The organism is Winogradskyella maritima (assembly GCF_042650215.1).
GTDB classification, from domain to species: domain Bacteria; phylum Bacteroidota; class Bacteroidia; order Flavobacteriales; family Flavobacteriaceae; genus Winogradskyella; species Winogradskyella maritima.
The window spans coordinates 1,317,745-1,339,277 of record NZ_JBHSAT010000004.1 but is presented as its reverse complement, the minus strand read 5'-3'; the positions used below and the strand labels follow the sequence as shown (position 1 = coordinate 1,339,277).

General features: G+C 38.8%; 22 protein-coding genes. 11 read left to right on the top strand and 11 right to left on the bottom strand.

The features are described 5' to 3' along the window. Window positions 1-9: 9 nt before the first annotated feature. The 8 genes from miaB (at window position 10) to ACFOSX_RS07080 (ending at window position 7,669) form a co-directional block, all read left to right on the top strand. Window positions 10-1,461, top strand: a complete 1,452-nt coding sequence (gene miaB / locus ACFOSX_RS07115) for a tRNA (N6-isopentenyl adenosine(37)-C2)-methylthiotransferase MiaB (RefSeq protein ID WP_386098444.1) — start codon at window positions 10-12, stop codon at window positions 1,459-1,461. Window positions 1,462-1,543: 82 nt separating this feature from the next. Beyond that, entirely contained in the window at window positions 1,544-2,818 is a 1,275-nt protein-coding gene (locus ACFOSX_RS07110; RefSeq protein WP_386098441.1) for a sigma-54 interaction domain-containing protein, read from the top strand. 34 nt (window positions 2,819-2,852) lie between these two features. After that, the gene (locus tag ACFOSX_RS07105; protein ID WP_386098438.1) at window positions 2,853-3,353 is read left to right on the top strand and encodes an LptE family protein; all 501 of its coding nucleotides are present in this window, start codon (window positions 2,853-2,855) and stop codon (window positions 3,351-3,353) included. Between the two features lie 4 nt (window positions 3,354-3,357). Next, on the top strand, window positions 3,358-4,239 hold the full coding sequence (locus ACFOSX_RS07100; protein ID WP_386098436.1) for a hypothetical protein: 882 nt from the start codon (window positions 3,358-3,360) through the stop codon (window positions 4,237-4,239). Window positions 4,240-4,244: 5 nt separating this feature from the next. Then, entirely contained in the window at window positions 4,245-4,571 is a 327-nt protein-coding gene (secG, locus tag ACFOSX_RS07095) for a preprotein translocase subunit SecG (protein WP_386098433.1), read from the top strand. 314 nt (window positions 4,572-4,885) lie between these two features. After that, the gene (locus ACFOSX_RS07090) at window positions 4,886-5,161 is read left to right on the top strand and encodes a co-chaperone GroES (RefSeq protein ID WP_386098430.1); all 276 of its coding nucleotides are present in this window, start codon (window positions 4,886-4,888) and stop codon (window positions 5,159-5,161) included. Window positions 5,162-5,246: 85 nt separating this feature from the next. Continuing rightward, entirely contained in the window at window positions 5,247-6,878 is a 1,632-nt protein-coding gene (gene groL, locus ACFOSX_RS07085) for a chaperonin GroEL (protein WP_386098428.1), read from the top strand. A gap of 134 nt (window positions 6,879-7,012) precedes the next feature. Then, window positions 7,013-7,669, top strand: coding sequence for a DUF6090 family protein (locus ACFOSX_RS07080; protein ID WP_386098426.1), 657 nt, complete (start codon window positions 7,013-7,015; stop codon window positions 7,667-7,669). Between the two features lie 31 nt (window positions 7,670-7,700). On the opposite strand, the gene ACFOSX_RS07075 is transcribed toward ACFOSX_RS07080, so the two are convergent. From ACFOSX_RS07075 to xrtF, 8 genes are all read right to left on the bottom strand, one after another. Beyond that, window positions 7,701-9,428: an amidohydrolase gene (locus ACFOSX_RS07075; protein WP_386098424.1), complete on the bottom strand. Its 1,728-nt coding sequence runs from the start codon at window positions 9,426-9,428 to the stop codon at window positions 7,701-7,703. A gap of 138 nt (window positions 9,429-9,566) precedes the next feature. Beyond that, window positions 9,567-9,905, bottom strand: coding sequence for a hypothetical protein (locus ACFOSX_RS07070; protein ID WP_386098422.1), 339 nt, complete (start codon window positions 9,903-9,905; stop codon window positions 9,567-9,569). 87 nt (window positions 9,906-9,992) lie between these two features. Then, window positions 9,993-10,349, bottom strand: a complete 357-nt coding sequence (locus ACFOSX_RS07065) for a heavy-metal-associated domain-containing protein (protein ID WP_386098420.1) — start codon at window positions 10,347-10,349, stop codon at window positions 9,993-9,995. A 183-nt stretch (window positions 10,350-10,532) separates the two neighbouring features. Further along, window positions 10,533-12,770, bottom strand: a complete 2,238-nt coding sequence (locus ACFOSX_RS07060) for a TonB-dependent receptor (protein ID WP_386098418.1) — start codon at window positions 12,768-12,770, stop codon at window positions 10,533-10,535. Beyond that, entirely contained in the window at window positions 12,767-13,498 is a 732-nt protein-coding gene (locus tag ACFOSX_RS07055; protein WP_386098416.1) for a heavy metal translocating P-type ATPase, read from the bottom strand. Before ACFOSX_RS07055 ends, ACFOSX_RS07060 begins: the two co-directional genes overlap by 4 nt. Window positions 13,499-13,569: 71 nt before the next feature. After that, window positions 13,570-13,902 carry an HYC_CC_PP family protein gene (locus tag ACFOSX_RS07050; RefSeq protein ID WP_386098414.1) on the bottom strand — a complete coding sequence of 111 codons (333 nt, stop codon included), beginning with the start codon at window positions 13,900-13,902 and terminating at the stop codon, window positions 13,570-13,572. Window positions 13,903-14,018: 116 nt separating this feature from the next. Continuing rightward, window positions 14,019-14,447: an exosortase F system-associated membrane protein gene (locus ACFOSX_RS07045; RefSeq protein ID WP_386098412.1), complete on the bottom strand. Its 429-nt coding sequence runs from the start codon at window positions 14,445-14,447 to the stop codon at window positions 14,019-14,021. Next, on the bottom strand, window positions 14,440-15,003 hold the full coding sequence (gene xrtF / locus ACFOSX_RS07040; protein WP_449361568.1) for an exosortase family protein XrtF: 564 nt from the start codon (window positions 15,001-15,003) through the stop codon (window positions 14,440-14,442). Before xrtF ends, ACFOSX_RS07045 begins: the two co-directional genes overlap by 8 nt. Before the next feature lie 91 nt (window positions 15,004-15,094). Between xrtF and ACFOSX_RS07035 the strand changes: the two genes are divergently transcribed. Beyond that, window positions 15,095-15,550: a GAF domain-containing protein gene (locus ACFOSX_RS07035; protein ID WP_386098410.1), complete on the top strand. Its 456-nt coding sequence runs from the start codon at window positions 15,095-15,097 to the stop codon at window positions 15,548-15,550. Between the two features lie 52 nt (window positions 15,551-15,602). On the opposite strand, the gene ACFOSX_RS07030 is transcribed toward ACFOSX_RS07035, so the two are convergent. The 3 genes from ACFOSX_RS07030 to ACFOSX_RS07020 all read right to left on the bottom strand — a co-directional run bounded on the left by ACFOSX_RS07030 (window position 15,603) and on the right by ACFOSX_RS07020 (window position 18,655). Further along, window positions 15,603-15,962, bottom strand: coding sequence for a hypothetical protein (locus ACFOSX_RS07030; protein ID WP_386098408.1), 360 nt, complete (start codon window positions 15,960-15,962; stop codon window positions 15,603-15,605). A 104-nt stretch (window positions 15,963-16,066) separates the two neighbouring features. Then, on the bottom strand, window positions 16,067-17,320 hold the full coding sequence (locus ACFOSX_RS07025) for an ABC transporter permease (RefSeq protein ID WP_386098406.1): 1,254 nt from the start codon (window positions 17,318-17,320) through the stop codon (window positions 16,067-16,069). Window positions 17,321-17,404: 84 nt separating this feature from the next. Beyond that, a complete protein-coding gene (locus ACFOSX_RS07020) occupies window positions 17,405-18,655 on the bottom strand; it encodes an ABC transporter permease (RefSeq protein WP_386098404.1) in 1,251 nt (416 codons plus the stop codon). A gap of 139 nt (window positions 18,656-18,794) precedes the next feature. Here ACFOSX_RS07020 and purH point away from each other — a divergent pair, with 139 nt between their 5' ends. Beyond that, window positions 18,795-20,324, top strand: a complete 1,530-nt coding sequence (purH, locus tag ACFOSX_RS07015; protein WP_386098402.1) for a bifunctional phosphoribosylaminoimidazolecarboxamide formyltransferase/IMP cyclohydrolase — start codon at window positions 18,795-18,797, stop codon at window positions 20,322-20,324. 179 nt (window positions 20,325-20,503) lie between these two features. Beyond that, entirely contained in the window at window positions 20,504-21,532 is a 1,029-nt protein-coding gene (locus tag ACFOSX_RS07010; protein ID WP_386098400.1) for a rod shape-determining protein, read from the top strand. Window position 21,533: the final 1 nt, after the last annotated feature.

The window sequence follows — 21,533 nt, the reverse complement described above, 5'->3', positions numbered from 1 at the left end:
CGGTACACGATGGAAAAAATTATAGACGAAAATAAACAGGGCGAAAGCCTCATTTTAGAGCAGAAAGAAGGCAATTCACGCAAACTTTTTATTGAAAGTTATGGGTGCCAAATGAATTTTAGCGATAGTGAAATTGTCGCTTCCATTTTATCTAAGGAAGGTTTTAATACCACACAGAATCTTGAAGATGCGGACTTGGTTCTTGTAAACACCTGTTCAATTAGAGACAAAGCAGAACAGACTGTTAGAAAGCGTCTCGAAAAATACAATGCGGTTAAAAAGGTCAATCCAAAAATGAAGATTGGCGTTTTAGGCTGTATGGCAGAGCGTTTAAAAAGTAAGTTTTTAGAAGAGGAAAAAATGGTTGACCTCGTGGTCGGGCCAGATGCCTACAAAGACTTACCCAATCTCATTAGCGAAGTAGATGAAGGGAGAAATGCTGTAAACGTTATTCTTTCTAAAGAAGAGACTTACGCTGATATTTCGCCCGTACGATTGAATACCAATGGCGTTACTGCTTTTGTATCCATCACCCGAGGATGTGATAACATGTGTACGTTTTGCGTAGTGCCCTTTACTCGAGGTCGTGAGCGTAGCCGTGACCCACAATCCATAATTGAAGAAGTCAATGACTTAGCATCCAAAGGCTACAAGGAAGTCACTTTATTAGGCCAGAATGTGGATAGTTATTTATGGTATGGCGGTGGCTTAAAGAAAGATTTTGAAAAGGCTACGGACATGCAAAAGGCAACGGCAGTCAATTTTGCAAACCTTATGGAACTATGTGCTAAAGCTCAGCCAAAAATGCGCTTTAGATTCGCAACAAGTAATCCGCAGGATATGACGATGGACGTTATCGATGTTATGGCGAAATATGATAATGTCTGCAACTACATTCACCTACCTGTACAAAGTGGTAGCGACCGTATTTTAAAAGAAATGAATCGTCTTCACACACGTGAGGAATATTTTGCGCTCATTGATAATATCAAAAAACGTATTCCAGATTGCGCCATTAGCCAAGATATGATCGTAGGTTTTCCAACGGAAACGGAGGAAGACCACCAAGACACTTTAAGCCTAATGGACTACGTAAAGTATGATTTTGGCTTTATGTTCGCCTATTCCGAGCGCCCAGGAACTCTTGCTGGCCGTAAAATGGAAGATGATGTGCCGATGGATGTAAAGAAAAGACGCTTGTCCGAAATCATTGACTTGCAACAACAGCACAGTCACTATAGAACTAAACAACAGGTTGGTAAAACTGTTGAAATACTGATTGAGAAAGAATCAAAAAAATCAGACCAGCATTGGTCGGGAAGAAACTCACAAAACACCGTTGCTGTTTTTCCAAAGGAGAATTACAAAGTAGGCGACTTTGTGATGGTAAAGATTAATGATTGTACCACCGCAACCCTTATTGGTGAGGCTGTAGGATATAGCCCTACCAACCTCCCCTAAAGGGAGGCTTTAAAGCTTTATGAAAAGAAATAGTTATATAAATTTAGCAATAGTAAACTTCCCCTTTGGGGATTGAGGGGCTATGGAATCAATACAAGCCATAAAACAACGTTTCGGGATTATTGGGAATGACCCAAAACTCAACCGTGCGATAGAAAAAGCCATACAAGTGGCACCAACCGATATTTCCATATTGGTGACGGGTGAAAGCGGAGTGGGTAAGGAAAGTATTCCTAAAATCATCCACCAATTATCCCACAGAAAACACGGCAAATACATCGCGGTAAACTGTGGTGCCATTCCAGAAGGCACGATTGATAGTGAACTTTTTGGACACGAAAAAGGTGCTTTTACAGGAGCTACACAAACCCGTTCTGGTTATTTTGAAGTCGCCGATGGTGGTACCATATTTTTAGATGAAGTCGGAGAATTGCCACTAACCACACAAGTACGTTTGCTACGTGTGCTGGAAAATGGAGAATTCATCAAAGTAGGTTCGAGTAAGGTTCAAAAAACCGATGTACGGATAGTGGCCGCTACGAATGTAAATATGTTCGAAGCCATTAAAAAGGAGAAGTTTCGTGAAGACTTGTATTACCGGTTGAGCACTATTGAAATTCATCTACCAGCCTTACGGGAGCGCAAAGAAGACATTCACTTGTTGTTTCGAAAATTTGCTAGTGATTTCGCTTCAAAATATAAAATGCCAACGGTGAAGCTAACAGAGGACGCTGTTGATTCGCTTTTAAAATACCGCTGGAATGGTAATATCCGACAGTTGAGAAATGTCGCTGAACAGGTTTCCGTTTTGGAGCATAACCGAACCATCAATGCGTTTGCTCTGCAATCGTATTTACCAAATTCAGGAAATCATCTTCCGGCCGTAATTAATAATTCTTCAAAATCTGAAAGTGATTTTAGCAACGAACGTGAGATACTTTATAAAGTGCTTTTTGATATGAAGGCCGACCTCAACGACCTCAAAAAATTGACATTAGAGTTAATGAAGAATGGTTCTAGTTCTGACGTTCAGAAGGAAAATGAAGGTTTGATTGAAAAAATTTACGGCAATGACAATGCTTCAGATTACGAAGAAGCTATTCAGGATTTAGAAGTCTTGGCGATTCCTTCCAATGCGCAAGAACCCCAAATTCAGGAACCAATTATTGAGCAACAAGATAAATATCATTTCGCTGAGGAAATTGAAGAAGAGGAAACGCTCTCGCTTCATGATAAAGAACTAGAACTGATTAAAAAATCCTTAGAGCGCCATAACGGTAAACGTAAATTGGCCGCCGCCGAATTGGGCATCAGCGAAAGAACACTTTATCGGAAAATAAAACAATACGATTTATAATTATACGTTGATAATTGACCGTATATTTAGTCTAATGAAACACTTTAAATATAGCTTCGTTTTTATTCTATCGCTCACGCTTTTGGGTTGTGGTGCTTATTCGTTTACGGGAATTAGTACCAACGCCAATTCGTTTCAGGTGAATTTCTTTCAGAATAATGCTGACCTTATTGAGCCTGGGCTGGATATAGAATTCACTAATGCGCTTCAGGATATCATTCAAGACCAAACTAGCTTGGAACTTTCTACCTCCAACGCTGATATTATTTACGAGGGCGAAATTGTGGAATACCGCATCTCTCCTACCACTGCAACATCCGATAATCGAGCCGCCCAAAACCGAGTGACCATGGGCGTCAACGTAAGATATATTGACAACTTGGACGAGGAGAAAAATTTTGAAAAGCGTTTTTCATTCTTTTACGATTACCCTGCACAAGCACAGCTTATAGGCTCACAACGTGATACGGCATGGGAAGAATTGTTTGAACGGATTACACAAGATATTTTAAACGCCTCACTCGCAGATTGGTAGTCTTATGCAGCAAAGCGAATTTACATACGTTTTACAGCATCCTCAAGCCATAACGGCTCAACAAACCGAGCAACTCAAAGCCTTGGTGGACGAGCACCCTTATTTTCAAAGTGCACGCGCTTTATATCTAAAAGGTCTTAAAAAAAAGGAAAGTTACAAGTATAATAATGCCTTAAAAGTAACTGCCGCACACACAACGGACCGTAGTGTTTTATTTGATTATATCACGTCGGAAGTATTCAATCAAAATGCGATTTCGGAATCCATAAAACAGAATTCAGAATATCTGAAGAACATTTTGGTCAATGAAGTTGATGACATTTCAGTTGATAAAAGCGTAAAGATTGACGATGCTTTAAAGCAGCAGATTCAAGATACCAAAGGGGTGCTTGACCCTAATTTGTTTGAAGAAAAATCAAAAACGCTCCAAACCATTGCATCAACTTCAAAACCAAAAACTGAAATTACCGCTTCTCCCGAAGACCTGCTCTCCATAGGTAAACCTTTAAGCTTTGATAAATCTGAAACACATAGTTTTTCAGAATGGTTAAAACTGACTACGTTTAAACCCATAGACCGAACGTCCGATGCTCAACCCTCAGCTCCCTTAGACACCAAACTAGAACTTATTGACCGATTCTTAACCTCGAATCCAAAAATAAAGCCTACTGAAAATGCGCCAAAACCAAAGCTCGTAAATAATGAGGATACGGTCGAAGAAAGCGTGATGACAGAGACTTTAGCCCGTATTTATTTAGAGCAAAAAAACTATGACAAGGCCATTCAATCTTATAAAATTTTAAGTTTGAAATATCCAGAAAAAAGTGGTTTCTTTGCAGACCAAATTAAAGCAGTAGAAGCGCTTAAATCTAATAATAAAGACTAAAAATAATGTTTACAGTATTTCTTGTATTAATCGTAATCGTCGCTTTCCTTTTAGTGGTGGTAATTATGGTGCAAAATCCTAAAGGTGGCGGTTTATCTTCATCTTTCGGTGGTGGTGGAACCCAACAATTGGGTGGTGTAAAAAAGACCGGAGACTTTTTGGATAAAAGTACATGGGCTTTGGCAACCGTATTGATTTTATTAATCTTAGCCTCTAACCTTACGATTGAAGGTGCAGGTGGTGTTTCAGAATCTAAAGCATTGGATACTGAAGATACGACTAGTATTCCTGTAACGCCTCCGGCAAGTACAACGGATGATACAAACAACTAATTTAAAGTTGTAATATAAATTTGAAGAGCCATGCAATTAGCATGGCTTTTTTGTTTTAAACGCTTAAATCAACTATTTGTCATGCTGTCCCGAAATATCGGGATTGTTTCAGCATCTTCAAGATAAACGGTTAGATTCTGAAAAGAGTTCAGAATGACAGTGTTTCAAAACTGACTAATCTAGCATTATCCGTCAGATCCTTCTGCAAGTTTGTCAGTCTTCTTTTATTGGCAAAATTATTGAATAACGCTTAAGCGTTAATCCTTAATCGGGATAACATAAATTGAATTAATTAACTTAAACAAATTATACAAATGGCTTTAAACATTAAACCTTTAGCAGACCGTGTTCTTGTAGAACCGATGGAAGCTGAGACCAAAACAGCTTCGGGTATCATTATCCCAGATAATGCAAAAGAAAAACCACAAAAAGGAAATGTAGTTGCTATTGGCAACGGAAAAAAAGACGAACCTTTAACAGTAAAAGTAGGTGACACTGTACTTTATGGAAAGTATGGCGGCACAGAGCTTAAACTTGAAGGCAAAGATTATTTAATGATGCGTGAGAGTGATATTCTTGCTATCATCTAAAATTGGAATTCAAAATTTTCAAAAAAACAGATTTAACATTAACAAGATTCCTGCTTTCGCAGGAATGACAAAATAAATTTTGACAATGGCAAAAGATATAAAATTTGATATTGAAGCAAGAGACGGCCTTAAGCGCGGTGTCGATGCTTTAGCAAACGCAGTAAAAGTAACATTGGGACCAAAAGGTCGCAATGTAATTATTAGCAAATCCTTCGGCGCTCCACAAGTCACTAAAGATGGTGTTTCTGTAGCAAAAGAGATTGAGCTAGAGAATGAACTTGAAAATATGGGTGCACAGATGGTGAAGGAAGTTGCATCTAAAACCAACGACCTTGCTGGTGACGGAACAACCACTGCTACTGTATTAGCGCAAGCTATCGTAAAAGAAGGCTTAAAGAATGTTGCCGCTGGTGCAAATCCAATGGATTTAAAACGTGGTATCGACAAAGCTGTTGAAGCTATAGTTAGTGATCTTGACAAACAATCTAAAAAAGTAGGCAACTCGTCTGAAAAGATTAAGCAAGTAGCCTCTATTTCAGCAAACAATGACGACACCATCGGTGAGTTAATCGCAAAAGCCTTCGGAAAAGTTGGTAAGGAAGGTGTTATTACTGTCGAAGAAGCAAAAGGAACAGATACCTATGTAGACGTTGTAGAAGGGATGCAATTTGATCGTGGTTACTTATCGCCATACTTTGTTACCGATGCGGATAAAATGATTGCTGATTTAGAAAATCCATACATCTTATTATTCGATAAGAAGATTTCTAACCTACAAGAAATCCTTCCAATCCTTGAGCCTGTAGCACAATCTGGTCGTCCGTTATTAATCATCGCTGAAGATGTTGAAGGACAAGCCTTAGCGACATTAGTAGTCAACAAATTGCGTGGTGGATTAAAAATCGCTGCTGTGAAAGCACCTGGTTTTGGTGACCGTCGTAAAGCGATGTTAGAAGATATCGCTATTCTAACAGGTGGTGTTGTGATTTCTGAAGAAAGAGGTTTTTCATTAGAGAACGCTGATCTTACAATGTTAGGAACGGCTGAAACTGTAACTATCGATAAAGACAACACAACGATTGTTAATGGTTCTGGAAAAGCATCTGACATCAAAGCAAGAGTTAATCAAATTAAAGCTCAGATTGAAACAACAACGTCCGATTATGACAAGGAAAAACTTCAAGAGCGCTTGGCTAAGTTAGCTGGTGGTGTTGCTGTATTGTATGTCGGCGCAGCATCTGAAGTTGAAATGAAGGAGAAGAAAGACCGTGTGGATGATGCACTTCATGCGACGCGTGCCGCTGTTGAAGAAGGTATCGTTGCTGGTGGTGGTGTCGCTTTAGTGCGCGCTAAGAAAACTCTAGAAAAGATTACTACAGAAAACTTGGACGAAACAACGGGTGTGCAAATTGTGAATAGAGCTATTGAATCTCCACTTCGTACTATCGTTGAGAATGCTGGTGGTGAAGGTTCTGTAGTTATCAATAAAGTACTTGAAGGTAAGAAAGACTTTGGTTACGATGCCAAGTCAGAATCTTACGTAGACATGCTTTCTGCCGGTATTATCGACCCTAAGAAAGTGACACGTATCGCGTTGGAAAATGCCGCTTCAGTGGCTGGTATGATTCTAACCACAGAATGTGCTTTAGTCGATATTAAAGAAGATGCTCCTGCTATGCCTCCAATGGGCGGTGGCGGTATGCCAGGCATGATGTAGTCCGTAGCACGGACAGGCAAGTTGCCACATTTTCGCAATTGACGAATACAAATCTAAGCCCTAGATGAAAATCTGGGGCTTTTCTTATGTTCCCATTCCAAATTTTAATAGTTTTAGATTCTAGCACATAAAACATGGCCAAAACTTCTTCTTGGAAATACACCTTACGGGAAATTATTATTGTCATCATTGGTATCACTATTGCCTTTAGCATGAATAAATGTGCCGAAAGCCGGAGCAATACAAAATTGAAAGAACAGTACCTCACTAACCTGAAAAGCGATATTGAAGCGGACAGACTTCAACTTGAAAACAACATAGAAGCCATTGACAAAAAAATAAAGGTGTGCGAACAAATCATCCCAGTACTGAACACCAACAGCCAACAAGGCATGAGTTTATTAACTAATGTCTTCGAGATTGTTGAGTACGAAAATTTCAACTCTAAAAAAACCACCTACCTTACGCTTGTAAATTCTGGCGACTTGAAACTTATTGAAGATTTTGAATTAAAAACCGCCATTCAACAACACTATTCTAATTATGAAGAGATGGCCGACGATTATATTAGGCATACAAGTCTCATTCAAGATTATTTAGGAAACTACCTTGTGAATAATGCGGACTACGACCAAATGAATCAAGGCAATTCACCTTTTTTGGATGAAATAAAATTGAAAAACATCGTTAGGGCTCTGCTCCAATCATTTGTAGACAAAAGAACAGCGACTCAAGAAGGTGTCAAAAGTTGTGACAACGTGCTCGAAACATTAGGTGAAGCACTTAACTAAGTTGCTCTTAGTTGAAAAACTGAATACTTACTTAATCTTCAGCTTTAAAAACAATTTTTCCATCAAAAATGGTCATCACAACTTTGGTGTCTAAAACCTTATCTTCTGGTACGGTCATCAAATCCTGATTGTAAATCGTAAAGTCAGCTAATTTACCGACTTCTATAGAACCTTTGATGTCTTCTTCAAATGCCCCGTAAGCGGCATCCAAGGTATAGGATTTTAAGGCTTGTGGCCTCGTCATTTTTTGGTCGGGTTCGTAGCCACCTTCCGGTAATCCTTTAAGCGTCTTCCTACTGATACTAGCGTAGAAACTCGCAATAGGATTGATAGGTTCTACAGGAACATCCGTACCATTAACAATAGGCACACCACTCTTTAATAAATCCTGCCACATGTAGGCGCCTTCTTTAATACGTTTTTCGCCGAGTCGATCAATCGCCCAAGGACGGTCGGACGACATGTGTACCGCTTGCATCGCAGGAATCACACCCAATTCTGCAAATCGAGGAATATCATCCGGATGGAGATGTTGTGCATGCTCTATTCGGAATCTGTGATTTTCTGTTTTGTCTTTCACCTCATTCATAGCAAGTCCATAACGGTCTAATATTTCCCGATTAGCCCTGTCTCCAATAGCATGCGCACAAACTTGAAAGCCATTTCGCAAACCATTAAAGGCAGTTTCTTTGACAAATTCCATTGGTAGTGTTTCGTGACCAAAATGGTCTGGTCGGTCGGTGTAAGGCTCCAATAACCACGCACCACGCGAGCCTAAAGCACCATCGCAATTCAATTTTACAGAACGAATGGTAAATCTGTTTTCAGGATCCACACGAATACCTTTTGAATACCATTCGTTCAATAGTTCCTTATCCCATCCTGTTAGCATGGCATAAATCCGAACGTCCATTTTACCTTCTGCTTGCATGGCGTCAAATAAGGCTATGGTTTCACGGCCTATTCCGGCATCGTGAAAACTGGTAATCCCGTTTCTATGTGACGCCTTCACTGCTAAATCGAAGGCCTGTCTATCCGTTTCTGCAGTTTTTTCAGGAATGTGTTTTGTAATAACCGTTTGTGCTCTTTCATTAAAAATTCCAGTTGGTCTTCCGCCTGCATCCAAAATAATCTCACCTCCTTCAACCTGATAAGCGCCCAAACCTTCTTTATACAATCCGGTCAACCCTGCGACCTCCATAGCTTTGGCGTTTGCAAATCCTGCATGACCACTAGCATGACTCAAATAAACAGGGTTATCTGGCGAGACCTCACTCAATTTAAAGTGTGTCTGAAAGCCTTTGACTAAGTCTTCCGGTAACGAATCCCACTTACTCTGATGCCATCCACGACCGGTAATCCATTCGCCAGGTTGGGAAGTTTTCACCCGTTCTTCCACAGCAACGATTATGGCTTGATAGCTTGTCGTTCCCAACAAATCCAAACTGATTTCATTATAACCAAGACCCATAAAATGCCCATGACCTTCAATAAGGCCTGGCGTCATGGTTTTGCCTTGTAAATCCAATAGTTCCGTAGATTCACCTTTGAATTTCTCAGCTCCTGCCAACGTTCCAGCAAATAAAATGGTATCACCCTTTACGGCAACGGCTTCCACAGTTTCTTGAGTATCATCAAGGGTGTAGATAGTCCCGCCATAGATAAGCATTGAGGCTTCAGTTTTTTCATCTTTAGCACAAGAGGTTAGCACTAATGCGAGTAGAATTGAAAGTAAAAAGAATTGTTTTAGAGTTTTCATTTGAGCATGATTTTTTGAAGAACCCTAAATTATGAAAAAAGCCACGCATTTTTTCGCGTAGCTAAAAGAAATACATTATAAAACAATCCTATATTCTCTATAAGATCTAAGAGGCTTTAAATAATAAATGTTTAAAGCTCATTTCCTTCTAATTCTATACAAATTAAAAGACCTCGTAGCATTCATTTGTTGATACCAAACAATTATTGGAATCGCAAAGCCAACTAGACCGATTGCACCAAAATAATACCAAAGAAAAGCGGTAACTACTAGACATAAAATTATAGAACCAACAATAATAAAGTTATTGGCTTCTGCTCTAATTTCATTTATATGCTTTTTTTCAACTTTACCACACTGAGGACAATTTACTTTAATTTCATCACCTTTTTCCATTTGAAGGTCGCCACGTGTTGAAGCACTAGATTTAATCTTAATGTTCTCTTTGCAAGAACTACAATGCGTTGTGAGTCTCATTTTTTAAAATCTCTTAATAAATCTTCCTGTTTCTAATTTAAATTGAAAATAACAAAAAAGCCACGCATTTCGCGTGGCTTTGAATTTTTAATTACCATCGTGATCCTTCTTCACTTCCTCATCCCTATACTTACAACACGGATGAACCGAATTATAAGCTTCGTCAGTGGCCTTAATGGTTTTAGTGTCATGCCCAACTGCCGCTATGTTTTTGCTGATAGTGTCAACATTGGTTTTGTTACCATCATAAATCAATTTTAGCTCGTGGGTTTCCACGTTCCAAATGGCGGATTTTACACCTTTAGTTTTAATGGCGGCCTTTTCAATTCGGGCTTTACACATCATACAAACACCGTCTACTTCCATAATGGCCCTGTCATTTTTAGTTTGTGCAAAACCTACTGTTGTGATTAGCATTACTGCTATGATTGCTAGTTTTTTCATTTTTAGTATTTACCTCATTTCTAGCGAAAAGAGGATTCTTTTTAGTTAAAACTTATTTTTTTATTGAAGCACTTCGCCTGTGCTAAGCGCGACATTTTATCACTGGTTAAATTCTATTTTTTCAATTCTCTCCCGACGATTCGGGACCACTCTCCCGAGACTTCAGAAGTAAAAGAATCGTTTTTATTCCACTCTAAACCGTAACCCTGCATAATACATACTTCCAAATATTGGGCCATACACAAAATTACTATCAAAATTTGCGCCAAACGGATTGTCTGCACTCAATATTGGTCGGTCTTGACGGACATCGGTTACATTTTCCCCACCGACATATATTTCAAATTTAGGAGAAAAAACTTTAGTAACCTGCAAGTTCAAGGTTCCGATGGTTGGTGTTAACTCTGGCAATTGGAATTCGGGTGCACTCAGACTGGTATCTGGATAGCGTTGTTCACTCAACCAATTGTACGTAGCATCGAATTTCCATTGGCTTCCGTTGTCTTTTTCAAGCGTTTCATAAGCCATATTTGCGAATATACGTTCTCTAGGAATTAATGGTTTTTGAAGCCTTCCGGATTTGTAATCCGTCTGTACATCATAATATTTGTAGGCTGTTCTGATGTCAAAACGTTCAAATGGGTTGTAATTGAATTCAAACTGAAAACTATTCGCATAGCTTTCGCCTTCCAAATTATAAAATTGAATCTCGAATGGATCTTCCCAATCCACCACGACCTGATTCTGAAAATCGGTACGGTAGAAGTCTAACGTGATGTCCGCTTTTCTTCCAAAAAGATTGAAACCTTGTAAATAGGACACGCCGTAATTCCATGCGATTTCAGGGTCTAGACCGTAAATCTTTCCGCCGTCATCATCAATAGAAATCTGGCGTGAGCTTGAAAACAAATTCTGGTTTTCAGCAAATATATTGGCGCTCCGCTTTCCTCTTCCAATCGACGCTCTAAAAGCTGATTTTTCCCATGGCGTGTAGCGTGCATGCACCCTTGGTGTTACGAAAAAGCCTAAACGGTTGTGCTGATCGGCACGTATTCCAGCAGTTAAAGTCAATTTATCTAAATTATCATAAGCATACTCAAAAAAGCCTCCGAAGGAATTTTCAATACGTTTAAAATCTGTGGTATTGACTTGTTCGTCGTAATCATCGTGGGTAACACTCAATCCTGTTTTAATCTTATGTCTCGAGTCTGAAATGATACTGTTATACACCAAATTACCATAAAAACTGCGATGGACGATATCGTAATCATTCAATCCAAAATAAGAGTTTTGCTTATGGTAACTAAATGCCGTTTGCACACCCAAACTTTGCCATGGCACTTCGGGATTCACGTAGCCGACTTTAGTGGTGACTTCAAAGCGTTCCGTGTCAATTTCGCTTCCCCAAGCGTTCATTGTCCCTGTGTCTGTGTCTAGATTAAAATCCAACTGACCCGATTGGGTATTGTCATTCAAATACCGTAGGTTAATAAAACTCACGATGCCTTTTTCGCCATTGGTATATTGCCAACGGTTCATGACATTGATTTGATTTTTCAGAGGGACATCCAAAAATGAATCGTCATTATTATCAAATTTTTGATTTCGGGTATTACCATGTAAATACAATCCTGTGCTCCACTTATCGAACACTTGAGTATTGAGATGCGTGTTCAACTCTAGTCTACCGTTGACAGAGCCATAGGCATTGACAAAAACACGGTCATCCGTCGTTGGTTTCTGCAACTCGGCGTTGATTTGCCCGGCTATACTTTCAAAGCCGTTAACAACACTCCCCGCACCTTTAGTAATCTGAATACTCTCTACCCAAGTGCCTGGTATAAAACTAAGACCATAAGCTTGAGACGCTCCTCGGATGGCAGGGACGTTTTCGGTCGTAATTAAAATATAAGGTGAATTAAGGCCCAACATTTTTATCTGTTTTGTTCCAGATACCGCATCGGCAAAATTGACATCGATGGATGGATTGGTTTCAAAACTTTCGGACAGGTTACAGCAAGCGGCCTTTAACAATTCATCCGCGCTAACCGTAAAGGTATTTGTGGCTTTGAGATACGATTTCGCCGTAGCTTGCTTACGGGATGTTACCGTAATAGCATCCAAATCTTGTGTGGATTGCAACACATGGCGAATTGGTTTTGGTGATGTTACAGTAAGTGTATCGGTTTTAAAACCAACATAACTAATAATCAACTGTGTTCTAGATGAATCATAGGCCAATGAAAACTGACCTTGGCCATCCGTCATAGTACCTATCGTTGTATTCAACCAATAGACATTTGCTCCCGCCAACGGCAATTCTTTGCCGTCCACAGCTTCTAAAATTGTGCCTTTAATTTGGTCTTGTGCATTTGCAAACATCCCGAAAGCCAAACTGCATAACATAATTAGCTTTTTCATAAGGCAGACGAGTTTAAAAGCATGAGTATAGCCATGACTATCATAACTGTGTTTTCAATAAATGTCGCTTTGGTCATTGGCAACTTTAAAGCAGTCCCCAAACAGGCACATTGAATTTTGTTCTTACTCAACAAAGCTCGTGTGACGCCGACAGTTGTAATACCTAACACCACTAAAGTTGCTATTAAAGCTATTTTAATTTGAAAACGCATTAAAAAGGCTAAACCTAATGCTACTTCAATAAAAGGATACACCCAACCATACGCCGGAATGGCCTTTGCCAATGGGTCGTACATTTTGAAGCTTTCAGGGAAACCTTTGTAATCCAATAGTTTGAAAAAGCTAAAAACGATGTAGAACAACCCCATAAAATCGAGCATAAATGCTGTGGCATTCCATGGATTTACATTTAATGAAATAGAAGCGATTGTGATGTAAATGAAAATTAGAAACAACGGAAAGAGTTGTCGCCATTCGCTTTTCTCTTCAGCCGTTTCTGCGCTAACCGATTTAAAGACGTTGGTTTTCTTTTGGGAAATTTGATATTTATTGGGCAAAGCCGATTGTAATTGATTTTGGGACAGATGTGCATTCATTTTTAGCACTACTTCTGCTTTGTCCAAATCAACTGTGGCTTGCTCGACCTCTGGTAATGCCAAAAGCGTCTTTTCAACCGAGGCTTTGCATCCGCCACAGGTCATGCCCGTTACGTTATATGTATGTGTCATTGTGTGATTAATTTAATGATAAAATTGCGAATTCTTGCCACGTCAGTGCGTGGTCCGTTTCAAATTTATCATCAAATCAAAAAGACCTCATCCAGAAGCTGTATATCAGCGATGAGATTGGGTGGTGCATAATCCTTGTGTGGGATTAGCTGTTTTGGAAGACTTTCAAACTGAATCTGAAGGCCATAAAGCACGACTTGAAAGAGCTGGATATGTTCCAACGAAACATCTTCAAGTGTTACTGTCGTTAAATCATCAACGCTTTTAATAAGCTCTACTTCGTTTTTACAACATGGCTTTTTTACTGGCGTCTCCATTTCAGAAGTACAGCTTTTTGCTTTTGTAAATACCGCTGTATCTACCAGTGTGCCTCCACAGAAGTGCTTTTCAATCGTGAAAGACATGGTTGAAAAGGCTACCAAAATGGCAAGCTGAAACGAAAGGATTTTATGTAAACGCGTTGGCTTCACACTGCAAAAGTAGAAAAATTGTTAAATCGGATGTGCTTTTTATCAGAGTATTAACGTTTAATTCGGTAGTAATACAAGGCCGGAAGTAGGAAAATAAGTATCAACGGCTGAATGAGGAATCGGCGGATATTGAAAAAAAGATAATAGTCTTCTTGCCTTGGGTTTATCACGAAATATAAGAACAGAATCAGTAAAACGATGTAAGCTACCGTATAAATCAGTCCTGAAAATTTCACCATGCCTCGGTCCATAAAGGCCAAATAAATGATACCGAGTGACAAAATAGTATTCATTACATAGCGCAACGAGGTAAATGCTACCAGCTTGGCGACTTCTCGGCGTGGACTATCTATATATAAAAAGTCATTCTGAAAAAAAAGTAAGTACGGGTCATAGAATAATTCATCCTCAAAACCACGAATCAATGCCAAAAGCACAATAAGTATAAAGATTCCGATATAGCGGATTGGCCTAGACACTTGGCGTTGGTTTTGGTTTGTATTGTTTTGAAAAATGATTCACCCAGACCATCCATAACACGAAGACCAATCCATAAATAGCCAAAGGAAAAATCACAGTATGCAACACATCGCGTCGCCATGGATAATGGAACAATCCTATTGAAAGTAACACAATGCGTATAAGATTTACGGAATAGATTAATACGCTTCCACCAAGCAGAAACAAAGCCGTGCGCTTATACTTATCATTGAATGCGATGACGAACGAGATGAATAAAATAAGGACGCTAATGCCGTTACAGCCTTCAATGACCCGTGCCACGTATTTACGGTTGACGTAAACCATCATTGACGCTTCGTCGGGGTGAGGCTCAACCAAGGTTTCATATCCTACTGCATTGAGCAAGGTTGTGCTCTGTTTGGCGACCAAGTTGGTAAAATAATCGGGATAATATTTAGAACCGTCTGAATAATCGAGATACAGTTTATAGCTAAACGATAGCACCGCATAGACCAACAGAAAGGTTAGGATAAACTTAATAACCAGCTTGTATTTGCTAATGAGTGCTTTCAGATAAAGGCGTGTTAGTTTGCTGTTAAATTTTGATGAAACAGAATTTGAATGTAGGACTTTTTAGATACTTTTGCCAAAAATTAACGATAAAATGACATTTGACGCCCTTAAGCAACCCACAGTAGACATCCTTTCTAATTCAGATTTATCAGTTGACGAACGCCTTTTAAAAGTCTGTGAACTGCTCGAAGAACACATAGAGTATTACAATTGGGTAGGCTTCTATTTTAAGAATGGTGACAAGGACGAACTAAAACTCGGGCCATATGTTGGCGAACCAACAGACCATACCATTATTCCTTTCGGAAAAGGCATTTGCGGACAAGTGGCCGTAAGCAATCAAAACTTTGTTGTGCCGGATGTAAAGGCCCAAGACAACTATATTGCCTGTAGTATTACCGTTAAGGCTGAAATTGTAGTACCGATTTTTGTAAACGGTGAAAATATCGGACAGATTGATATTGATTCCAATACAGCGGAACCATTTACTGAGGCAGATGAGCGATTTTTGGAGTTTATATGTGAAAAAGTTTCTGAACTTTTTTAAATTCCAACATTCAATCTCTAAATTTCAAATAAAGCCCTTAAAAAATTAATCTTTAATCTTCATTTTTATTTGACTGAAATATTAGTAACAATAAAGATGAGATGACAAAGATGAGCAATGGAATATAGAAGGTCCAATAATTAAATTGCTCTAAAGGAACTGAAGTTATTCTTTTAAAAATGGGCATTGCCATCAAAACAAAGCCCAATAATATGACTTTTCTTAATTTACTATATTTCGTAGTTAAGAGTATAAATCCAACCACGCCAAGTAATACGAAAATTTGGTCAGGATTCCCAAAATCGAAACTGACAAGAACCAACCAAGCGATTAATGGCATCCCAATAATTTGCCCTTGTAGCATGATTAAAGCATAGGACAGCAGTAAAATTATTTTTAGTTTTTTAGTCATTTAAGAATTGAAAAATATACCATTGAGATTAAAATAATTAACATTCTTATGGAATTTGGAGATTGAATTTTAGAAATTACTTCAAAATCCAAAGATTTTGAAGTCTACATCCCCGTACGTATCGCTTCAACTGGGTCTAATCGTGATGCTGACAACGCTGGAATCACACCAGAAATCAAGCCAATGACGCTTGCAATAAAGGAGCCCAGCAAAATATTTTGAATTGATAAAACAAATTCAAAGTCTTCAACGATACCGTTAACAGCAACGGTTCCTAGCCATACGAAGATTAAACCTACAATCCCTCCTACCAAAGCTAAGATGATGGCTTCAAACAAAAACTGAAACAGAATAAATTTATTTTTTGCTCCTAGGGATTTCTGGATTCCAATAAGATTGGTGCGTTCTTTCACGCTGACAAACATAATATTGGCAATGCCGAAGCCTCCAACCAATAGCGAGAATAAACTAATCATCCAACCAATAAAGTTCATGGTGCTGATAATGCCATCAATGGCATCTTGAAGGCCAGAAATAACACTGATAAAAAAGGTATCTATTTCGTCTGGTTTTAAACCACGACGTGTTCTTAAAATCTGAGTGATATCGGCTTTTAATTCATCTATATCCGCACCAGACCTTGGCTTAATGATGACCACGTGTGTCATGAGCTTATTATTATCACCATAGCGGTTTCTTACAAAATTAGCGGGAAGAAACATAGAGACGTCGTTACTTTCCCCAAACAATCCAGAACCTTCTTTCTTCACTACGCCAATTACTGTAAATTTTTGCCCGTAAATTCTAACTTTTTTACCCAAAGGCTCAAACTCCCCGAATAAGGAATTTGCAATCTCATCGCCAATCACAACGACGGGCTTTCCAGAGTTTGATTCAGATTCTGAATAAAATCGTCCTTTAGAAAATTCTAAAGTCTGAATATCAGCAAACTCATGAGACACCACAACGGTGTTAACGTTACTCACCACTTCTGACTCATAACGTATACTTTCTGCCCTAGCAAAGAGCTGATAAGCGACATGTTCAGCACCTTCAAGCGACGACTTTAAATATTTATACTCATTGTAAGACACCTCATCAAAGGACTGGCGTTTCCAGCGTGGAACATTAGTTGGGGCAAAAGAAATCCTAGACAAATACATGGTATTGCTATCTAAAGCACTTAGTTGGGACCTAATATTTTTATCTAAAGAATCCACTGCCGCTAAAACGGCAATAATGGAAAAGATGCCTATTGTAACACCTAAAAGGGACAGGAACGTCCTCAGCTTATTATTTCGAAGCGCATTTAAAGCAAAAGACAGACTTTCCCCAAGAATGCGGATATATAGCAACATATAGTTTGATTGATGCGTTAAAGATAGACGAATTTCAAACAGTAAAAGTTACAGAAAACTTAAATACTATAGAGTTTCTTGGAATTACATCCCCGTACGAATAGCCTCAACAGGGTCCAGTCTGGATGCCGACAATGCAGGAATCACACCTGACACTAAACCAATGAAAGATGAAATGACAAAACCTAGAAACATATTACCAAATGACAAAACAAACTCAAAGTCGCCTGAAACCATATTGGCAAAAACCGTCATCAGCCAGACCAAGAAAAGCCCTACCAAACCACCCATAACGGCAAGTATAGTTGCTTCAAACAAAAATTGAAAAAGTATAAACCTGTTCTTAGCACCCAAGGATTTTTGAATCCCAATAAGATTGGTGCGCTCCTTAACACTGACAAACATGATATTGGCAATACCAAAACCACCAACGAGTAATGAGAAACCACTGATAATCCAGCCGATGACATTCATACCGCCGATAATACCATCAATCAACTCCACAAATCCTGCAATTTTAGTGACAAAAAAATCATTTATTTCATCTGGTTTGAGACCGCGGTAGGCTCTAAATTTTTGTTTTAGAACTTCTTCAAAAGCCGCCATATCTGCATTTGGCTTAGGTTTTAAAAGTATTGCACCAGGCAAACCATTTTTTCCTGTATTTTTAAATGTGAGAACAAACTTAGCCGGCACAAATGCACGGTCGTCTGGCGTATCTCCGAATCCCGCACCACGCTTTTCCACAACACCGATTACTTTTAGTTTTCTACCGTAAATTCTAACGGTTTTCCCTAACGGGTTTTCGGTTTGAAACAGGTTTTCTGCCAAAGATGCCCCTAATACAACCACAGGCGCGCCACTTTCTGATTCGCCTTCGGTGTAAAATCGGCCTTTATCAATCTTAAAGCCATCAATGTAATAAATCCCACTACTTACCGGAACTATAGTCACTGGCCCTACACTTTCAGCTTGATAGCGCACAATTTCATTAGACCCAAAAATAGCATAAGCCGAAGCTTCTACATCGGCAATGTTTCGTTTTACAAATTGGTAATCGTCATACTGCATGGGCTCAAAATTCTCACGTTCCCAACGTGGTACATCTGTTGGCCCAAAACTAAAATGTGTAAGATAAACCGTATTCTTATCTATGCCCGAAAGACTGTCTTTAATCATTCGGTCTAACGAATCCACCGCAGCCAATACCGCAATAATGGAAAAAATCCCAACGGTCACCCCAAGAAGGGATAGAAAAGTTCGCAATTTATTGTTTCTAAGCGCATTGATTGCAAAGCTTAAACTCTCTTTAAACAGTCGTAAATAGACTAGCATAGTTATTTTTCTGATAAGATTAACGATAGGACGTTTTCAACAATGGATTGTTACAAATTTGCAAAACTATCTTTTCTGTAAATATTATTTTGTCTACTGAATCTGTATTTTTGTGCCTTCTAAAACACAACACAACAGCATGAGCAACATTAAAATTAAATCGGCCTTAATCTCTGTATTTTCTAAGGACGGTTTAGCACCCATCGTTCAAAAACTTAACGATTTAGGCGTCACCATTTATTCCACCGGTGGCACAGAAAAATGCATAAAAGATTTAGGTATTTCAGTGATACCTGTTGAGGACGTCACCTCTTACCCTTCTATTTTGGGTGGTCGAGTAAAAACCTTACATCCAAAAGTTTTTGGTGGTATTTTGAATCGTCAAAATCACGAGGGCGATGTTGCAGAGTTGGCAGAATTTGATATTCCTCAAATCGATTTGGTCATTGTTGACCTTTATCCGTTTGAAAAAACAGTTGCTTCTGGTGCAGACCACCAATCCATTATTGAAAAAATTGATATTGGTGGCATTTCTTTAATCCGTGCAGCAGCTAAAAATTATGCTGACGTTTTATGTGTGTCTTCAGTTAATGAATACGAAGCATTTTTGGATTTACTCAACGAAAAAAATGGTGACACGTCTGAAGCTGATCGTAAAACTTATGCAATGAAAGCTTTTAATGTGTCCTCTCACTATGACACTGCAATTTTCAATTACTTTAATGCTGATCATAGCGAAGCTGTTTTAAAAATCAGTGAAACCAACGGAAAAGTATTACGCTATGGTGAAAATCCCCATCAACGTGGCTTTTTCTTTGGAGATTTCGATGCCATGTTTACAAAACTTCATGGTAAGGAATTAAGCTATAATAATCTATTGGATGTCGATGCAGCAGTAAATTTAATTTCAGAATTTAAAAACGAAGCACCGACTTTTGCCATTCTAAAACACAACAACGCCTGTGGTTTTGCACAGCGCGATACGGTTCATCAAGCCTATGTAGACGCCTTGGCTGGCGACCCAGTTTCTGCTTTTGGTGGTATCTTGATTAGCAATACAGAAATCGATAAAGCAACCGCCGAAGAAATCCATAAGCTTTTTTGTGAGGTGGTGATTGCACCTTCATTCAGTGTAGATGCTTTAGAAATTCTAAAAGGCAAAAAGAACAGAATTCTTTTAATTTTAAATGACGTTAAACTTCCTGAAACCACTGTTAGGACATGTCTTAACGGTGTTTTGGTTCAAGACAGAGACTATAAAACAGATACCATTGCTGAATTACAGAACGCTACGGAAACTACACCATCTACTTCCGAGCTTGATGACTTGATTTTTGCTTCGAAAATCTGTAAGCACACCAAATCTAACACCATTGTTCTAGTAAAAGAAAGACAATTATGTGCGAGTGGTACTGGGCAAACAAGCCGTGTTGATGCTTTAAACCAAGCCATTCACAAAGCACAGTCCTTCAATTTTGATCTCAGTGGCGCTGTAATGGCTAGTGATGCTTTTTTTCCTTTTCCGGATTGTGTGGAGATTGCTGACAATGCCGGTATCACAGCCGTGATTCAACCGGGAGGTTCCATAAAAGATCAGTTGAGCATTGATTATTGCAACGACAATAATATGGCTATGGTCTTTACGGGAACGCGTCATTTTAAGCACTAACTCTATCGAGAAATCGATGATAGCTAATTAGTTATTTAAACGTTTTTTAGGCGTTAAAAAGTTTGTAGAAAATAATTGGATAATGGACATCTAATAACCAATATCTTTTCGTATAATTAGTTACATTTACAAGCACACGTAAATCACTTTACTAAACCCAAATTAATTATTGATAGCATATGGGATTTTTTGACTTCCTTACGGAAGAAATAGCCATTGACTTAGGAACCGCAAATACACTTATTATCCACAACGATAAGGTTGTGGTTGACAATCCATCTATAGTAGCAAGAGATCGAATTTCGGGGAAAATTATTGCCGTTGGTAAAGAGGCCAACATGATGCAAGGAAAGACCCATGAAAACATCAAAACAATTAGGCCGTTGAAAGATGGTGTAATTGCTGATTTTGATGCATCTGAACAGATGATCAATATGTTCATCAAAAATATACCTGCACTCAAGAAAAAATTATTCACTCCATCCCTTCGCATGGTGGTTTGTATTCCATCTGGAATTACCGAAGTAGAAATGCGAGCGGTGAAGGAATCTTGTGAACGTGTTAATGGTAAGGAAGTTTACTTAATCCACGAACCCATGGCTGCAGCAATTGGTATTGGAGTAGACATTATGCAACCCAAAGGAAACATGATTGTTGATATTGGCGGTGGTACTACAGAAATAGCTGTTATCGCGCTAGGTGGTATTGTTTGTGACAAGTCCGTAAAAGTTGCTGGTGATGTGTTTACCAATGATATTATCTATTACATGCGTACGCAACATAACCTTTACGTTGGAGACCGTACTGCTGAAAAAATTAAGATACAAATCGGTGCGGCAACTGAAGATTTAGATTTACCGCCAGAAGATATGAGTGTGCAAGGTCGAGATTTATTGACAGGTAAACCCAAGCAAGTTCAGATTTCATTTAGAGAGATTGCAAAAGCTTTAGATAAATCCATATTACGAATTGAGGATTCTGTGATGGAAACTTTGTCGCAAACACCTCCTGAGTTAGCAGCAGATATATATAACACAGGCATTTATTTAGCAGGTGGTGGTTCTATGTTACGTGGTTTGGATAAACGCCTGTCTCAAAAAACAGACTTACCAGTTTATATTGCCGAAGACCCGTTAAGAGCGGTTGTTCGCGGTACTGGTATTGTACTTAAAAACTTACCTAAATACAAAAGCGTATTGATTAAATAAG

Excerpts from the sequence above, each read along its gene's own strand:
- miaB (WP_386098444.1), top strand. The coding sequence starts at position 10 with ATGGAAAAAATTATAGACGAAAATAAACAGGGCGAAAGCCTCATTTTA.
- ACFOSX_RS07110 (WP_386098441.1), top strand. The coding sequence starts at position 1,544 with ATGGAATCAATACAAGCCATAAAACAACGTTTCGGGATTATTGGGAAT.
- ACFOSX_RS07105 (WP_386098438.1), top strand. The coding sequence starts at position 2,853 with ATGAAACACTTTAAATATAGCTTCGTTTTTATTCTATCGCTCACGCTT.
- ACFOSX_RS07100 (WP_386098436.1), top strand. The coding sequence starts at position 3,358 with ATGCAGCAAAGCGAATTTACATACGTTTTACAGCATCCTCAAGCCATA.
- secG (WP_386098433.1), top strand. The coding sequence starts at position 4,245 with ATGTTTACAGTATTTCTTGTATTAATCGTAATCGTCGCTTTCCTTTTA.
- ACFOSX_RS07090 (WP_386098430.1), top strand. The coding sequence starts at position 4,886 with ATGGCTTTAAACATTAAACCTTTAGCAGACCGTGTTCTTGTAGAACCG.
- groL (WP_386098428.1), top strand. The coding sequence starts at position 5,247 with ATGGCAAAAGATATAAAATTTGATATTGAAGCAAGAGACGGCCTTAAG.
- ACFOSX_RS07080 (WP_386098426.1), top strand. The coding sequence starts at position 7,013 with ATGGCCAAAACTTCTTCTTGGAAATACACCTTACGGGAAATTATTATT.
- ACFOSX_RS07075 (WP_386098424.1), bottom strand. The coding sequence starts at position 9,428 with ATGAAAACTCTAAAACAATTCTTTTTACTTTCAATTCTACTCGCATTA.
- ACFOSX_RS07070 (WP_386098422.1), bottom strand. The coding sequence starts at position 9,905 with ATGAGACTCACAACGCATTGTAGTTCTTGCAAAGAGAACATTAAGATT.
- ACFOSX_RS07065 (WP_386098420.1), bottom strand. The coding sequence starts at position 10,349 with ATGAAAAAACTAGCAATCATAGCAGTAATGCTAATCACAACAGTAGGT.
- ACFOSX_RS07060 (WP_386098418.1), bottom strand. The coding sequence starts at position 12,770 with ATGAAAAAGCTAATTATGTTATGCAGTTTGGCTTTCGGGATGTTTGCA.
- ACFOSX_RS07055 (WP_386098416.1), bottom strand. The coding sequence starts at position 13,498 with ATGACACATACATATAACGTAACGGGCATGACCTGTGGCGGATGCAAA.
- ACFOSX_RS07050 (WP_386098414.1), bottom strand. The coding sequence starts at position 13,902 with ATGTCTTTCACGATTGAAAAGCACTTCTGTGGAGGCACACTGGTAGAT.
- ACFOSX_RS07035 (WP_386098410.1), top strand. The coding sequence starts at position 15,095 with ATGACATTTGACGCCCTTAAGCAACCCACAGTAGACATCCTTTCTAAT.
- ACFOSX_RS07030 (WP_386098408.1), bottom strand. The coding sequence starts at position 15,962 with ATGACTAAAAAACTAAAAATAATTTTACTGCTGTCCTATGCTTTAATC.
- ACFOSX_RS07025 (WP_386098406.1), bottom strand. The coding sequence starts at position 17,320 with ATGTTGCTATATATCCGCATTCTTGGGGAAAGTCTGTCTTTTGCTTTA.
- ACFOSX_RS07020 (WP_386098404.1), bottom strand. The coding sequence starts at position 18,655 with ATGCTAGTCTATTTACGACTGTTTAAAGAGAGTTTAAGCTTTGCAATC.
- purH (WP_386098402.1), top strand. The coding sequence starts at position 18,795 with ATGAGCAACATTAAAATTAAATCGGCCTTAATCTCTGTATTTTCTAAG.
- ACFOSX_RS07010 (WP_386098400.1), top strand. The coding sequence starts at position 20,504 with ATGGGATTTTTTGACTTCCTTACGGAAGAAATAGCCATTGACTTAGGA.